Source organism: Pseudomonas paraversuta, from assembly GCF_904067025.1.
In the GTDB taxonomy this organism is placed as follows: Bacteria; Pseudomonadota; Gammaproteobacteria; order Pseudomonadales; family Pseudomonadaceae; genus Aquipseudomonas; species Aquipseudomonas paraversuta.
This window is the reverse complement of sequence record NZ_CAJFDA010000001.1, coordinates 3384507-3400280: the sequence shown is the minus strand read 5'-3', so window position 1 is coordinate 3400280 and position 15774 is coordinate 3384507. Positions and strand designations below refer to the sequence as shown.

Annotated in this window: 13 protein-coding genes; 8 read left to right on the top strand and 5 right to left on the bottom strand. The window is 58.9% G+C overall.

All coding sequences use genetic code 11. The features are described from left to right. The first annotated feature begins 100 nt into the window (after positions 1-100). The 4 genes from hrpA to JQ848_RS15395 all read left to right on the top strand — a co-directional run bounded on the left by hrpA (position 101) and on the right by JQ848_RS15395 (position 6241). Complete coding sequence (hrpA, locus tag JQ848_RS15410; RefSeq protein ID WP_003441652.1) at positions 101-4015, top strand: ATP-dependent RNA helicase HrpA; 3915 nt, start codon at positions 101-103, stop codon at positions 4013-4015. A gap of 176 nt (positions 4016-4191) precedes the next feature. Next, positions 4192-5313, top strand: a complete 1122-nt coding sequence (locus tag JQ848_RS15405) for a beta-ketoacyl-ACP synthase III (RefSeq protein WP_127196217.1) — start codon at positions 4192-4194, stop codon at positions 5311-5313. Positions 5314-5405: 92 nt separating this feature from the next. Next, positions 5406-6014 (top strand): RNA polymerase sigma factor, encoded by a 609-nt coding sequence (locus JQ848_RS15400; protein WP_003441656.1) that lies wholly within the window; start codon positions 5406-5408, stop codon positions 6012-6014. Further along, positions 6008-6241: an anti-sigma factor family protein gene (locus tag JQ848_RS15395; protein WP_010656465.1), complete on the top strand. Its 234-nt coding sequence runs from the start codon at positions 6008-6010 to the stop codon at positions 6239-6241. The genes JQ848_RS15400 and JQ848_RS15395 overlap by 7 nt, the downstream gene beginning before the upstream one ends. A gap of 68 nt (positions 6242-6309) precedes the next feature. Here the strand turns inward: JQ848_RS15395 and JQ848_RS15390 are convergent, their stop codons facing one another. Further along, a complete protein-coding gene (locus JQ848_RS15390; protein WP_029612602.1) occupies positions 6310-7602 on the bottom strand; it encodes a putative porin in 1293 nt (430 codons plus the stop codon). A gap of 264 nt (positions 7603-7866) precedes the next feature. On the opposite strand from JQ848_RS15390, the gene JQ848_RS15385 reads away from it, so the two are divergent. After that, positions 7867-8991 carry a GNAT family N-acetyltransferase gene (locus tag JQ848_RS15385; RefSeq protein ID WP_161718792.1) on the top strand — a complete coding sequence of 375 codons (1125 nt, stop codon included), beginning with the start codon at positions 7867-7869 and terminating at the stop codon, positions 8989-8991. Positions 8992-9164: 173 nt separating this feature from the next. On the opposite strand, the gene JQ848_RS15380 is transcribed toward JQ848_RS15385, so the two are convergent. From JQ848_RS15380 to JQ848_RS15370, 3 genes are all read right to left on the bottom strand, one after another. Beyond that, complete coding sequence (locus JQ848_RS15380; protein WP_003441666.1) at positions 9165-10997, bottom strand: ABC transporter ATP-binding protein; 1833 nt, start codon at positions 10995-10997, stop codon at positions 9165-9167. Between the two features lie 142 nt (positions 10998-11139). Beyond that, positions 11140-11709, bottom strand: coding sequence for a peptidylprolyl isomerase (locus JQ848_RS15375; RefSeq protein WP_003441669.1), 570 nt, complete (start codon positions 11707-11709; stop codon positions 11140-11142). A gap of 162 nt (positions 11710-11871) precedes the next feature. After that, entirely contained in the window at positions 11872-12795 is a 924-nt protein-coding gene (locus JQ848_RS15370) for a LysR family transcriptional regulator (protein WP_003441671.1), read from the bottom strand. Between the two features lie 178 nt (positions 12796-12973). Between JQ848_RS15370 and JQ848_RS15365 the strand changes: the two genes are divergently transcribed. The 3 genes from JQ848_RS15365 to JQ848_RS15355 all read left to right on the top strand — a co-directional run bounded on the left by JQ848_RS15365 (position 12974) and on the right by JQ848_RS15355 (position 15283). Next, on the top strand, positions 12974-13573 hold the full coding sequence (locus JQ848_RS15365; protein ID WP_010656463.1) for an FMN-dependent NADH-azoreductase: 600 nt from the start codon (positions 12974-12976) through the stop codon (positions 13571-13573). A 251-nt stretch (positions 13574-13824) separates the two neighbouring features. Beyond that, entirely contained in the window at positions 13825-14685 is an 861-nt protein-coding gene (locus JQ848_RS15360; protein ID WP_003441675.1) for a carboxylate/amino acid/amine transporter, read from the top strand. Positions 14686-14722: 37 nt separating this feature from the next. Continuing rightward, a complete protein-coding gene (locus JQ848_RS15355) occupies positions 14723-15283 on the top strand; it encodes an RBBP9/YdeN family alpha/beta hydrolase (protein WP_003441677.1) in 561 nt (186 codons plus the stop codon). Between the two features lie 14 nt (positions 15284-15297). On the opposite strand, the gene JQ848_RS15350 is transcribed toward JQ848_RS15355, so the two are convergent. Next, positions 15298-15594 (bottom strand): hypothetical protein, encoded by a 297-nt coding sequence (locus JQ848_RS15350; RefSeq protein WP_127196221.1) that lies wholly within the window; start codon positions 15592-15594, stop codon positions 15298-15300. Positions 15595-15774: the final 180 nt, after the last annotated feature.

The following is a 15774-nucleotide window of genomic DNA, read 5'->3' as shown; positions in this document are numbered from 1 at the left end:
TTGGCATGGATGCCATATCCAGCTGTAGATCCCGTTCACGGGGTGGGGCCAAATCTGCGACAATCCGCCCCCTGCATTTACGAAGACTTTTGCGCGCCTGATGACTGACGAATCGCCTGCTATCGACCAACTGTTGAAAAACCTTGATCAAGCCATGATTGCCGACCGCCATAAACTGCGTCGGCAATTGCATGAGCTGCGCAAAAAGCCTGACGACGTGGCCAAATTGGCCGCGTGGGCCGAGCGGGTGCAGGCGTCGTGCGCGCAGGTGAAAGCGCGGGCGGCCAGTGTGCCGCTGATTCGTTATGACGAAAACCTGCCGATCGCCGCCAAGCGCGATGAGATCAAGGCCGCGTTGCTCAAGCATCAGGTGCTGATTCTGGCCGGTGAAACCGGCTCGGGTAAAACCACCCAGTTGCCGAAAATCTGTCTGGAAATCGGTCGCGGTCAACACGGTTTGATCGGCCATACCCAGCCCCGTCGAATTGCGGCGCGCAGCGTAGCCAGCCGGGTGGCCGAAGAACTGGCCACGCCGTTGGGCGCGCTGGTGGGGTACCAGGTGCGGTTTGAGGATCAAAGCGATTCCAACACCCTGGTCAAACTGATGACTGACGGTATCCTGCTGGCCGAAACCCAGCACGACCGTTATCTGGAACGCTACGACACGATCATCGTCGACGAAGCCCACGAACGCAGCCTGAACATCGATTTTTTGCTGGGCTACCTGAAAATCCTGCTGCCTCGTCGTCCGGACCTGAAAGTTATCATCACTTCGGCCACCATCGATCTGGAGCGCTTCTCCAAGCACTTCAACGATGCGCCGATTGTCGAGGTGTCGGGCCGTACCTTCCCGGTCGAGACCTGGTATCGACCGCTGACCTCGGAGCAGGATGAAGAGGGCAACAGTGTCGAGGAAGATTTGAGCGTCGACCAGGCGATCATTGCCACCCTTGATGAAATTGCCGCCTTTGAGCGCAGTGAACGCAAAAGCCCCGGCGACGTGCTGGTGTTCTTGCCCGGTGAGCGGGAAATTCGCGACGCCGCCGAGATGCTGCGCAAGGCGCAACTCAAGCACACCGAAATTCTGCCTCTGTATGCGCGATTGTCACCTGCCGAGCAGCAGCGCATTTTCCAGTCGCACCCGGGGCGCCGCGTGGTGCTGGCAACCAACGTGGCTGAAACCTCGCTGACGGTGCCGGGCATTCGCTATGTGATCGACAGCGGCACCGCCCGTATCAGCCGCTATAGCTATCGGGCCAAGGTTCAGCGCCTGCCCATCGAAGCGATTTCCCAGGCCAGCGCCAATCAGCGTAAAGGCCGTTGCGGTCGGGTTGAGCCGGGTATCTGTGTGCGTTTGTACGCCGAAGAAGACTTCAACGGGCGCCCGGAATTTACTGATCCGGAAATTCTGCGCACCAACCTTGCCGCCGTCATCTTGCAGATGTTGCATCTGCGTCTGGGCGAGATTACTGCGTTCCCGTTTATCGAACCGCCGGATGGCAAGGCCATCACTGACGGTTTCAACCTGTTGCAAGAACTGTCGGCAGTAAACCGCGAGAACCAGCTCACGCCGCTGGGGCGTCAACTGGCGCGCTTGCCGGTGGACCCGCGCATGGGTCGCATGCTGCTGGAAGCAGCCAGGCTCGGCAGTTTGCAGGAAGTGTTGATTGTGGCCAGTGCGATGTCGGTACAGGACCCCCGTGAGCGTCCGCCCGAGCGCCAGCAAGCGGCGGATCAGGCCCACGCCCAATGGAAAGACGTGGACTCCGATTTCGCCGGGCTGATCAATGTCTGGCGCGGCTTTGAAGAGCAGCGCCAGGCCTTGACCGCCAGTCCGTTGCGCAGCTGGTGTCGCAAGAACTTCCTCAATTACCTGCGGCTGCGCGAATGGCGCGATTCACACCGCCAATTGAGTCTGATCTGCCGCGACATGCAGTTGACGGTCAATAAAGAACCGGCCGACTACCCCAAGCTGCACAAGGCGGTGTTGTCCGGCTTGCTCAGCCAGATCGGGCAAAAGACTGAAGAGGGGGATTACCTCGGCGCACGTCAGCGCCGGTTCTGGATTCATCCTTCTTCCGGCCTGGGTAAAAAACGCCCGCAATGGCTGATGACCGCCGAACTGGTGGAGACCACCAAGCTCTATGCGCGAATGGTGGCCAAGATCGAGCCGGACTGGATCGAGCCGCTGGCCGGGCACCTGATCAAAAAGAACTACTTTGAGCCGCACTGGGAGAAGAAGCGCGGACAAGTGGTGGCCTTTGAGCAGATCACCTTGTTCGGCCTGATCGTGGTCGGTCGGCGTGCCGTGCATTACGGGCCGATTGACCCTGTGATGTCCCGCGAGCTGTTTATCCGCGAAGGTCTGGTGCGGGGCGAAATCCAGTCGCGGGCCAAGTGCCTGACGGCCAATGCCCAACTGCTGGAACAACTTGACGAGCTGGAGGCCAAGGCCCGGCGCCGCGATATTCTGGCCGACGAAGAAACCCTGTACGGGTTCTACGACGCGCGCCTGCCTGCTGAAATTCATCAGACTGCCACCTTCGACAGCTGGTATCGCATCAACAGCCAGAAAGATCCGCAGCTGTTGATCATGCGTGAAGAAGACGTGCTGGCCCGTGAAGCCACTGAAATCACCGCCCAGCATTTCCCGGACACCCTGCATCTGGGGGATTTGACCCTGGAGCTGAGTTATCACTTCGAGCCCAACCATCCCCGGGACGGGGTGACCCTCAAAGTACCTGCGCCGCTGCTTTCGGTGTTGCCGCCCGAGCGTCTGGAATGGCTGGTGCCGGGCATGATCGAGGCCAAGTGCATTGCTCTGGTGCGCTGCCTGCCCAAGGCACTACGGAAAAACTTTGTGCCGGTGCCGGACTTCGTCAAGGCCGCCTTGCAGCGTATGGCCTACGGCGAAGGGTCGTTGCCCCAGGCACTGGGTCGCGAGCTGTTGCGCATGACCGGGGCGCGGGTGAGTGACGAAGCCTGGGCCGAAGCTGCGCAGCAGGTGGAAAACCACCTGAAAATGAATCTCGAAATTGTTGATGGCGAGGGCAAGTTTCTCGGCGAAGGCCGCGATCTGGCCGAGCTGACAGCACGCTTTGCCCAGGCCAGTCAGGCCGCGTTGGCGGTGCCGCAAACAGCGAAAAACCAGCAGCCGGTAGAGGCCAAGGTGTTTGCCCCGGTGGCTGAAAAAACCCAGCAGAAGATTGCCGGGTTGTCGATGACGGTTTATCCGGCATTGGTAGAAGAGGGCAACAGCGTCAAGGAAGGACGTTTCTCGACCCCGGCCGAGGCTGAGTATCAGCATCGTCGGGCGCTCCAGCGGTTGTTGATGCAGCAACTGGCCGAGCCGGCCAAATTCTTGCGCGCCAAGCTGCCGGGGCTGACCGAACTGGGCCTGTTGTACCGCGAGCTGGGCAGGGTCGAGAGTCTGGTGGAAGACATTCTGCTGGCCAGCCTCGACAGCTGCATCCTTGAAGGCGAAGCCGTGCTGCCGCGCGATGGTGCGGGCCTGGCTGCACTTGCCGAGCGCAAGCGCGGGGCCTGGACCGAGCACGCCGAAAAGCTGGCCAGGCTGACGCTGGATATTCTCAAGCTGTGGCACGGGCTGCAAAAGCGCTTCAAGGGCAAGATCGATCTGGCTCAAGCGGTTGCCCTGAATGACATCAAGCAGCAGCTCGGCAATCTGGTGTATCCGGGTTTTGTCCGGGAAACCCCGGCAGTCTGGCTCAAGGAACTGCCGCGCTACCTCAAGGCCATTGAAATGCGCCTGGAGAAACTCCCCGGCCAGGTCCAGAAAGACCGGGTCTGGAGTGGCGAGCTGAGCGGTTTGTGGGCGCAGTACCAGGCCCGGGCCACCAAGCATGCCCAGGAAGGCAAGCGCGACCCGCAGCTGGAGCTGTATCGCTGGTGGCTGGAGGAATATCGCGTGTCGCTGTTCGGCCAGCAGTTGGGGACCAAAGTGCCGATTTCGGACAAACGCCTGAGCAAACAATGGAGCCAGGTGGACGCCTGAATACCCTGCAGGAGCGAGCGTGCTCGCGAGCTGTCTGGCGGCTTGAAAGCGCGCTCCTGCACAGATGGACGATCGTGAAGTAACGCCAAATGTTGGCGTTTATGGCAAACTTCGCTGCTATCACTGCCTGAAATGAATTCAATATCTTCTGTTTGAACAGAATAAGAGGAACGACCGTGCATAACGTCGTCATTAGCGGCACCGGCCTGTACACCCCGGCCAACAGCATCTCCAACGAAGAGCTGGTGCAGTCTTTCAATGCCTATGTGCAGCAGTTCAATGCGGATAACAGCGCCGCCATCGAGGCCGGAGAAATCGAGCCTCTGGCCGAGTCCAGTGCCGCCTTTATCGAAAAGGCCTCAGGCATCAAAAGCCGTTTTGTGATGGATAAGGACGGCATCCTTGACCCGCAGCGCATGCGTCCACGGTTGCCTGTACGCTCCAACGATGAAATGTCGGTGCTCTGTGAAATGGCCGTTGGCGCCGCGAAGCAGGCGCTTGAGCGAGCGGGCAAAACCGCTGCCGACATCGACGGGGTCATCGTTGCCTGCTCCAACCTGCAGCGCCCGTACCCGGCCATTGCCATTGAAGTGCAACAGGCGCTGGGCATTCAAGGTTTTGGCTTTGACATGAACGTGGCCTGTTCTTCGGCGACCTTCGGCATTCAGACCGCCAGCAACAGCGTCCAGCTGGGGCAGGCCCGCGCGGTGCTGTTGATCAGCCCCGAAGTGTGCACCGGCCATCTGAACTTCCGCGACCGCGACAGTCACTTCATCTTTGGTGATGCGGCGACTGCGGTGTTGGTCGAGCGTGCCGATCTGGCCACTTCCCGGCACCAGTTCGATATCGTCGGCAGCAAACTTCTGACCACCTTCTCCAACAACATCCGCAACAACTTCGGTTTCCTCAATCGTGCTTCTGACGAATCGCCAGACAGCCCCGACAAGCTGTTCGTCCAGGAAGGCCGCAAGGTATTCCGCGATGTGTGCCCGATGGTGGCCGAGCTGATTGCCCAGCATCTGCAAGAGAACCAGCTCGACGTGGCCGATGTGAAGCGCTTCTGGCTGCACCAGGCCAACCTGAGCATGAACCACCTGATCGTCAAACGTCTGCTGGGTCGCGAAGCCGCGGTCGAAGAAGCACCGGTGATTCTCGACACCTACGCCAATACCAGTTCGGCAGGCTCGGTAATCGCCTTTCACAAGTATCAGGACGATCTGCCAGGCGGTTCGCTGGCGGTGCTCAGTTCGTTCGGTGCGGGCTATTCGATTGGCAGCATAATTCTGCGTAAACGCTGATCCCGGATCCTGCAGGAGCGAGGTTGCTCGCGAGCTTTTAAAGCGCTCGCGAGCAAGCTGGCTCCTGCAGATTCACAACAGACGAGGTCTCAATGGCTGCTGACGACACTGAGTTGCTCAAACGTCTGCTGGCCGGTGAACAGCAGGCCTTTCGGGAGCTGGTCAGCACCTATCAGGGGGCCATGCGTGCCGTGGCTTATGCCATTGTGGGCAATCGGCATGCCGACGAAGCGGTTCAGGATGCCTGGCTGGCGGTGGTACGCAATCTTGTCAGCTTTGAATCCCGTTCAAGCCTTAAAACCTGGCTGCTGACCATCACCGCCAACGCTGCCAAAAACCGCTACAAGCAAAATCGTCGGGAAGTGCTGCTCGACGATTTACCTTCGCCCCACGGTACGATCGACGATGATCGGTTCTCTTCTGACGGGCACTGGCTGCTGGCGCCCCTGGCCTGGCATCAGGACACCCCCGAAGCCCTGCTCACAGAGCATGAGTTGCGCGAATGCCTGGAGCAAACGCTGCTCAGTCTGCCGCAGTTGCAAAGCAGTGTGCTGGTGCTGCGCGATCGTCAGGGGCTTGAGCTGGAGGAGATTTGTAATCTTTTGCAGATATCGCTCTCCAATGCCAGGGTGCTGGTGCATCGTGCCCGACTTAAAGTTTTCGCCACCGTGGAGCATTTCGAGGAAACCGGGGAATGTTGACCTGCAAACAATATGTTGCCCGATCGAGCGACTACCTGGATGGTCAGCTGACATTTCGTCAGCGCCTGCAGATGCGCCATCATGTGCTGTTTTGCCCCAATTGCAGGCGTTTTACCCGGCAAATGCGGTTGATGGGAGCCGCGCTTAAAACATTGCCGGAACCACCACCGGTCGATCTTGAGATGACGGTCAAGCGGATGATGCGCGAGCAGTCAGGCGGGCAATAAAGCGTTGGGCGCAGGCATCGTCGACGGATAAGAGGGGATCGACGCGACCTGCGCTCAACAGGTTGCTCTTAGAACTTGGCTTCTACGTCCAGTTGCAGCGTGTTGGCATTGGCATCCTTCTGCGTGGAGGTTGCGTAGTCAGCCTTGGTCAGGAAGTACGTCACGCCCAGACCAAAGTTCTTGTCGATCTCGTAGCCCAGTTTGATCTTGTGCCCCCGTGAACCGGTAGTGCCGTTGGCAAAGTCAGAGTCAGTGAATGCCCCCACCACCGCGTTACGCTGAATATCGCGGTAGTTGTAGTCCAGGCTGAAGGCGTTCAGCTTGCTTTTGAAACCCACCAGCCAGGCATTGTCCTGATCGCTGTCGGTGGCTGCGTTATGTACGTATTGACCGTACAGCGACAGCGGCACCGGCAGGTTGGCGATATCGACCTGGCCGAAGCCTTCGTACAGGCGGAACTCGTCGGTGCTGTTGCCGTTGACTGCCAGCGCACATGGCGTGGTCTTGGTGCCGGTAGTAGGGCAGGCGCTGTCCTTGTCATTGTTGTAACTGTAAACACTGCCGCCCAGGGTCACTTTCAGGCTGTCGGTGGGTGCGAAACGGGCGCCCAGCTGACCGGCATACAGGCTCAAGTCGTTGCGAAACTGCACGCCTTCGCCGTCGACGTTGTCTTTGAGGGTGTAGTAGCCGGCGCTACCGAACATCTCGACGCCGCTGTTACCCAGGTTGTGCTTGTAAGTGGCGGCCAGACCTTCCGGGTTGATATCGCTATCCCAGATCACGTCACCCATGCTGACCCACGGCTGGGGCATTTTGCCGCCAATCAGGTGCAGGTCCTTGACGGCTGTCGGGTGATAATCGATGTAGGCCTGATCGAGCCACAGTTGTTTCTTGTCGAAGTAGTTGTCCAGATCCTGGTTGGTGGAGCGGGCATCGTCGCCTCCGCCGGTGGCGATACGGATACCGGTATTCACTTGCGGGTTGATTTCGGTGTAGGCGCCCAGACGAGCACGAATTCGTTGGCGATCCTTGTTTTTACCATCGGACTCACCATCGATCTTGACCGTTTCCTGGCGAACCCTGACGTCGCCCTTGAATTCGGTCTTGGCCGCCCAGGCCACTTTTTGTTCAAAGGCGCTGAGGTCCGATTTTTTCACCTGATTGGCGGCTGCTTCTTGTTGGGCCTGTTTTTCGCTGGTGAGTTCGGTTTGCAGCTCGGCATATTGGGCCGGTGAAATGGAGCCGTTGGCTTTAAGCATTTCGAGCAGTTTGGCATCGACTCCGGCACTGGCCGGGACGCTCATGGCCAGTACCAGTCCGCCACACAGTCCCGCCGCAACCCGTGTAGATACAAGACGCATATGAAACTCCCAGTGTTGAGATGGCCCTGGCCATCTCAGGAAAAATCGGCCCTTGATGGGCTCGCGTTAATGAGGCTTGAGCCTGTTGCAAACAAACCGCTCATAACCCTGCGTTCTAAGAAGCGGCGCCAGTATCGCGGCTGGACATGACAGAAAAGTGGCAAAGTGATATCGAATCTGTGACAGCGGTTTCGCCAGCCAACAGCTCCCACCGGGCATCAGGTGCTACCATCGCCGCTCTACGTCGCACTCCGGGGACAACCAATGCCGTTACACCGCCTGGACAGCCTGTCCGCCATCTCGGCCCACGAATGGGATGCATTGGTGCCAGTGGCGCAACCGTTCCTGCGCCATGCTTTTCTGAGTGCACTGGAAGACAGTGCCAGCCTGGGCCCCCATTCCGGCTGGCAGCCCGAGCACCTGCTGCATTATGAAAATGGTCAGTTGCTGGCAGCGCTTCCCAGTTATCGCAAATGGCACTCCTACGGCGAATACGTGTTCGATCATGAATGGGCCAATGCCTGCGAGCGGGCGGGTATCGAGTACTACCCCAAGCTGCTGACGGCGGTGCCGTTCAGCCCGGTCAGCGGCCCGCGATTGCTGGCGGCCAGTAGCGCCGACGGGCTTGAACTGCTGGCTGCTTTGCCCGGTTACCTGGAGATAGAAGGGCTCTCCAGCGCCCATATCAATTTCACCGATGCGCTGGCCGATACGGCCTTGTCACAGCAGCCCGGCTGGCTGCAGCGGCTGGGCTGCCAGTTTCATTGGCAAAATCGCGGGTACCGTGACTTTCAGGACTTTCTCGATGGTTTGAGCTCGCGCAAACGCAAGCAAATGCGCAAAGAGCGCGAGCAAGTGGCGGGGCAGGGATTCGAGTTTGAATGGCTCGAAGGTCAGCAGGTGAGCGAGGCGCAATGGGATTTCGTGTATGCCTGCTACGCCAACACCTACGCCGTGCGTCGACAAACCCCGTATCTGACCCGTGAATTTTTCAGCCTGTTGGCCGAGCGCATGCCCGAGTCCATTCGTGTGGTGCTGGCCAGACAGGGCTCAAGCCCGGTGGCAATGGCCTTCAGCCTGGTGGGCGGCGACAGCCTGTATGGTCGCTACTGGGGGTGCCTGGGCGAGTTCGACCGATTGCACTTCGAGACCTGTTTCTATCAGGGCATGGACTACGCCATCGCAGGCGGTATTCAGCGCTTTGACGCCGGTGCCCAGGGTGAGCACAAGCTGATACGCGGCTTTGAGCCGGTCATCACTCACTCCTGGCATTACTTGCGCCATCAGGGATTGAAAGCGGCAGTGAGTGATTTTCTGGCGCGTGAGCGAGTGGGGGTGCTGGCGTATGCCGAAGAGGCGAGGTCGGCTCTGCCTTACCGGCAAGCCTGATCCTCGCCGGGATGATCAACATCGCCGTCATCAGCATTTCGCACATCCGCCCCGAGATTATTGAAATACACCAGGGCGCCAAGGATTGGCAAACGCCCTGAAAAACCCCAGAGCCCTTAAAAACCGGGCGCTGGCGCTGTCTATCAATGGCGTTGCAGAGCTGCTTTTTTAACTCAGTCCAGACCGACAAAACCGCCTGTCTGGTGCTGCCACAGGCGCGCATACAAACCGCCATGGGCGAGCAGTTCGGCATGGGTTCCGGACTCTGCAATATGGCCTTTTTCCAGGACCACCAGGCGGTCCATGCGGGCGATGGTGGACAGCCGGTGAGCGATGGCAATCACGGTTTTGCCTTGCATCAGGGTTTCGAGGCTTTCCTGAATGGCGGCTTCAACTTCGGAGTCCAGCGCCGAGGTGGCCTCGTCCATGATCAGGATTGGCGCGTTCTTGAGCAGTACCCGGGCAATGGCGATGCGCTGGCGCTGGCCCCCCGAGAGCTTGACCCCGCGCTCGCCCACGTGGGCGTCGAAGCCGCTACGGCCCTGGGCATCCGACAGGTTCGGGATGAACTCGTCGGCGCGGGCCTTGCGTACGGCCTCCCAGAGCTCTTCATCGGTGGCATCCGGTTTGCCGTACAGCAGATTGTCGCGGATCGAACGATGCAGCAGCGAGGTGTCCTGGGTAATCATGCCTATTTGTTCGCGCAGGCTTTCCTGGGTCACTTGGGCGATATTCTGACCGTCGATCAGGATTTTTCCGCCTTGCAAGTCGTACAGGCGCAACAGCAGGTTGACCAGCGTTGACTTGCCCGCGCCGGAAGGACCGATCAAGCCGATTTTCTCGCCGGGTTTGATCACCAGATTGAGGTCGCTGATGATGCCGCTGCGTTTGCCGTAGTGGAAGTCCACGTGCTCAAAGCGCACTTCGCCGCGCTCTACATTCAGGCGCGGAGCCTGTTCGCGATCAGTCACGGCCACAGGCTGGGCAATGGTCTGCAAGCCGTCCTGGACCATACCGATGTTTTCAAAGATGCCGTTGACTACCCACATGATCCAGCCGGACATGTTGACGATGCGAATCACCAGGCCTGTGGCCAGGGCAATGGCCCCCACGCTGATCAGCGACTGGCTCCACAGCCACAATGCCAGACCGCTGGTGGTGACGATCAACAGGCCGTTGAGGGTGGTGATGGTGACATCCATGCTGGTCACTACGCGGCTCGCCAGCTGGGTTTTTTCGGTCTGCTCGATGATTGCTTCGCGGGCGTATTGCTGCTCGAAGTTGGTATGGGCAAAGAGTTTGAGGGTGGTGATATTGGTATAGCCGTCAACGATCCGGCCCATCAGTTTGGAGCGGGCATCGGAGGACACCACCGAGCGTTCTTTGACCCGGGGCACGAAGTAGTACAGGGCGCCGATATAGCAGGCGATCCAGGTCAGCAGCGGGATCATCAGACGCCAGTCAGCTTCGGCAAACAGCACCAGCGAGCTGATGGCATAGATCAATACATGCCACAGGGCATCGACCGCCTGCACCGCCGAGTCACGCAGCGAGTTGCCGGTTTGCATGATGCGCTGGGCGATCCGGCCGGCGAAGTCGTTTTGAAAGAAGTTGAGGCTTTGTTTGAGCACGTAGCTGTGGTTTTGCCAGCGGATCATGCTGGTCATGCTCGGGCTCAGGGTCTGGTGCACCAGCAGGTCATGCAGGCCGAAGAAAATCGGGCGGATGATCAGTGCGACGACTGCCATCCAGATCAGTTCGTTGCTGTGGATCTTGAAGAAGTCGGTGTTGGGTGTGCCCTGGGTCAGGTCAATCAGTGTGCTCAGGTAGCTGAACAGTGAGACCTCGATCAAGGCGGCAATCAGCCCGACCACCAGCAGGGCGGCAAAGATCGGCCACACCTGGCGCAGGTAGTAGTAATAAAACGCCCAGACGGTACTGGGAGGAGCGGGCGTGGGTGCTTCGCGGAAAATATCGATCAGCTTTTCAAAATAGCGATAAAGCATTGGCACTGACGCCCGCAGTGCGGGCTCTCCTTTAGTGGTATGACCCCGCACCCTCCTGCAGGAGCGAGCTTCCAGAAATTGACCCGAAAGCTCGCTCTTGCTGGTTCAGTGTTCGGTCAAAGTCCTTGTGTGAACCATTGCCTCAGTCAACGCGCTTGGCGGACTTGATCAATACGGGATCGATCGGGACATTCTGCATGCCTTGCTTGGTGGTGGTCTGCGAGTTGACGATCTGGTCAACCACGTCCATGCCATTCACCACCTTGGCGAATACCGCATAACCGGCGTCACGGCCCGGATCCAGAAACGCGTTGTCAGCCACGTTGATAAAGAACTGGCTGGTGGCGGAGTTCGGGTTGGACGTACGGGCCATCGACAGGGTGCCGCGCACGTTGTGCAGGCCGTTGCTGGCTTCGTTCCTGATCGGGTCGCGGGTCGGCTTTTGGGTCATTTGTTCGGTAAAGCCGCCGCCTTGCACCATAAAGCCAGGAATCACACGGTGGAAAATGGTGTTGTTGTAGAAGCCGCTGTCGACGTACTCCAGAAAGTTTTTGCTGCTGATCGGAGCCTTGACCGGGTCCAGTTCAATTTCGATCTGGCCGAAACTGGTGTCCAGCACAACATGGGGCGCTTTGGTCGGTGCGGTGGTGGCCGCCATCAGGTTGGCAGCGAACAGCAGGGCACCGGCGGCGAGGGCGATTTTTTTCAGCATGGGTTCAGGATCCTGGACAGTGAGAGCAACTGCGCGAGGTAACTCACGCGCGATGGAATAGGGTGATGACGGCGCCAGTGAGTTCAGACTGGCCGCCGACCTTGGACAGGATATTCGCGATCATTGTTCCTGCCCACCGTTGTCATGCCCGAGCAAGCTTGATCAGCCTTGCAGAGGGGCAGCAAAAGGCGCGTCCAGGGGCGCGGTATCGAAGGTGCGCAATAGTTCGACAAGTATTTGTGTGGCCGGGCCCAGGGGTTTGTCTTTGTTGGAGTACAGGAAGAACAGCGGGTGACGGCTGCCGCCCTGATCCAGAGGCAACTGTTTGAGCACGCCTTCCTTGAGCTCGCGTTCAATCATGTGTCGCGGCAACCAGGCAAATCCCAGGCCGCTGCCCACAAAGGCTGCAGCGGTGGCCAGGCTGCCGACGGTCCAGCGCTGTTCCGCTCCCAGCCAGCCCATGTCGCGCGGTTGCTGGCGTCCCGAGTCGCGGATCACCACCTGCAGCTGGCTTTCGAGGTCCTGGAAATGCAGCTCGCGCTGCAGGCGATGCAGCGGGTGATCAGGGTGAGCTACGGCAACAAACTCCACGGCACTGAGCTCGGCGCCCAGATAGCCGGGGATGTTGAAGCTGCTGATGGCCAGGTCAGCCACGCCTTCCAGCAACACTTCTTCAACGCCCGACAGCACTTCTTCGCGCAAGCGCACACGGCAACCGCGGCTTTGCGGCATGAACGCGGTCAGGGCGCGTACCAGCCGTGCATTGGGGTAGGCCGCATCGACCACTAGCCGCACTTCGGCTTCCCAGCCTTGCTCCATGTGGTGGGCCAGGTCTTCGAGCTGGCTGGCCTGTTTGACCAGTTGCCTAGAACGGCGCAGCAATACGCCACCGGCTTCGGTGAGTACTGCCTTGCGCCCGTCGATCCGTAACAACGGCACGCCGAGTTGATCCTGCATGCGGGCTACGGTGTAGCTGACCGATGATTGCGAGCGATGCAGAACTTCGGCGGCTTGAGCGAAGCCGCCGTGGTCGACCACCGCTTGCAGGGTGCGCCATTGATCAAGGGTTACACGGGGCGCCTTCACGATGAATTCCTTTGCCGGAGTCTGTGTTATTGCGAGCTGCAGCAATGGCTACAGGTTTTCGCTATATAAACAGGATTATAGATAGGTTGTAGCAATTTTTTGCGCTTTTTCATCGAACCTATGCACTCTAATCTTCGCTCCATCGTCTTACAGCATTTACCGATGGAGTCTAGCCAGCATGTCACGAGTTCTGATCATTGAAAGCAGTGCCCGTCAGCAGGATTCATTTTCCCGCCAGCTGACCCGGCAGTTCATCAGTCAATGGCAATCGCTCCATCCTGATGATCAGATCACCGTTCGCGACCTGGCGTTGAACCCGGTACCGCACCTGGACGCTGACCTGCTGGGTGGCTGGATGAAGCCCGAAGAACAACGTTCTGCAGCCGAGAAAGCCTCTCTGCAGCGCTCCAACGAGCTCACCGATGAGCTGCTGGCGGCTGATGTGCTGTTGATGGCGGCGCCGATGTACAACTTTGCGATTCCCAGCACTCTCAAAGCCTGGCTTGACCATGTTCTGCGGGCCGGCACCACTTTCAAATACACAGACACCGGGCCCCAGGGGCTGCTGACCGGCAAGAAAGCCTACGTGCTGACGGCGCGTGGCGGGATCTATGCCGGCAGCCCGGCGGACCATCAGGAACCCTACCTGCGTCAGGTGATGGCATTTATCGGCATTCATGACCTGACCTTTATCCATGCCGAAGGGATGAACCTGGGCGGTGATTTTCAGGAAAAAGGTTTGAACCAGGCCAAGGCCCGGGTTTCTGAAGTCGCATAGGCTGTTAATCGACAGATAATCGGCGGCTGGCTAAATCGTTTCATTGCTCCTTCAAGCATGCGGTTCGCGCATCGAACCTCCCTTTGCACTTCTCTCCTGAGTGCTCACACCCGGTCAGCTTTAACGCTGGACCGGGTTTTTTTTGACAGGCATTTCGCCAGCGGCGCAAAACCGCTAATGTCGCGCCCTGCGAAACAAGCCGGCGGCCGTATCTGCTGTCAGGCAATCACGACATTCCGGGCGAGACATTCATGGGTTATCTGTTAATTGTGACGCTGATTCAGGCGTTTTCCTTCAGCTTGATCGGTGAGTATCTGGCTGGACACGTCGACAGCTACTTTGCAGTACTGGTGCGCGTGGTACTGGCCGGGCTGGTGTTTATTCCGCTGACCCGCTGGCGCCAGGTGGAACCCGGTTTCATGCGCGGCATGCTGCTGATCGGCGCCTTGCAATTCGGCATTACCTACGTCTGTCTGTACCTGAGCTTTCGCGTGCTCACGGTGCCCGAAGTCCTGTTGTTCACCATCCTCACGCCGTTGCACGTGACCCTGATCGAAGATGCCCTTAACCGGCGCTTCAACCCATGGGCACTGGTGGCGGCGCTGGTGGCTGTATCGGGGGCGGCCGTGATTCGCTTTGACAGCATCAGCGGGGACTTCTTTAAAGGCTTCCTGTTGTTACAACTGGCCAACTTCACCTATGCCGCCGGTCAGGTGCTGTACAGGCGTCTGGTGGCGCGTTATCCGAGCGAGCTGCCGCATTACCGGCGTTTCGGTTTCTTTTACCTCGGCGCTTTGGCGGTGGTATTGCCGGCCTTCCTGGCATTCGGCAAAGCCGACTTTTTACCCGACGCGCCTTTGCAATGGGCCGTGCTGGTGTTCCTGGGGCTGGTCTCCACGGCCCTGGGCATGTACTGGTGGAACAAGGGGGCCTGTCTGGTCACCGGTGGCACCCTGGCGGTGATGAACAACTTGCATGTGCCGGTGGGTTTATTGCTCAACCTGCTGATCTGGAACCAGCACGAGCCTCTGGGCCGGCTGTTGCTGGGGGGGCTGGTGATTCTGTTTGCCGTCTGGCTCAGCCGGCTAGACCGCAGGGCTGCGACGGTCTAAGGTTTTCGGCAACCCATCCACCTAATGGAGACCAGAGATGACAGTCAGGGTGTTGATCTTGCCGGGCCTGTTCAATTCAGGGGCAGAGCATTGGCAATCGCAGTGGGAGCAGCGTTACAGCGGGCTGCACCGGGTTAAACAGCAGGACTGGGAAACCCCGACCTGCACGGATTGGGTGCAGCGCCTGCAAGAGAAAGTCGCAGGCAGCCAGCGCCCTGTAGTCCTGGTGGGCCATAGCCTGGCCTGTACGCTGATTGCGCGCTGGGCACAGCAGCACCCGCAAGCGGCGGAACGTGTGCGCGGCGCGTTACTGGTAGCGCCCAGCGATACCGAAGCCGACAGTTACCCGCCGGGCACCTCGGGTTTTACCCCCATGCCGCTCAATCGCCTGCCTTTCCCCTCGATTACCGTTGCCAGCACGGACGACCCCTATGTCTCCAGCGCCCGGGCAAGTGCCTTCAGCGATGCCTGGGGCAGCGAACTTGTATGGTTGCAAAAGGCGGGGCATATCAATGGTGATACCGGTTACGGTATATGGCCGCAAGGTATCGGGCTCTTATTCAAACTCACCGGCGATCCGCAATTTAAATCCCAATGATGTTACAAGCCGCATTAACCCTCCTGATCCAAGACATGAGGGTGTGCGGCTTTAATCAATGAATCGCACCAGGGGTTAGCTGCGCCAAAGCTCTGTTGCAGCCAGTCAGCAGGCACATACACATGATCAAAACAAATAAGGCTCGGTACTTTCTCGTGTAATGATGCAAAGCTGACTTCTTTTTCCGAACCTCCCATGGCCGCAGCCATAAATAGAGTGCCGTCCGCTGTCAGTGCTAATGAACGCTTCCAGACGGGTAAGTGACGTGTTCTTTTGCAGGTGGGTTTTATCCAGCGTATAGGGCGGGCCACGGAATATATCTCCATGTTATGGGGCGGGTGCTGTATTGGACGGCTGTGGCAATGAGTAGGGGGTGTTGCAGGGGGCGTTCATTTATCAGCGTCCGGGTCTGTGGCTGGGCGAGTAGCGGCGGGCTGAAAATGTCTCTGGCACGTGGCTGTGCAAAACAGGCACAGGCTCTGGCAGTGCCG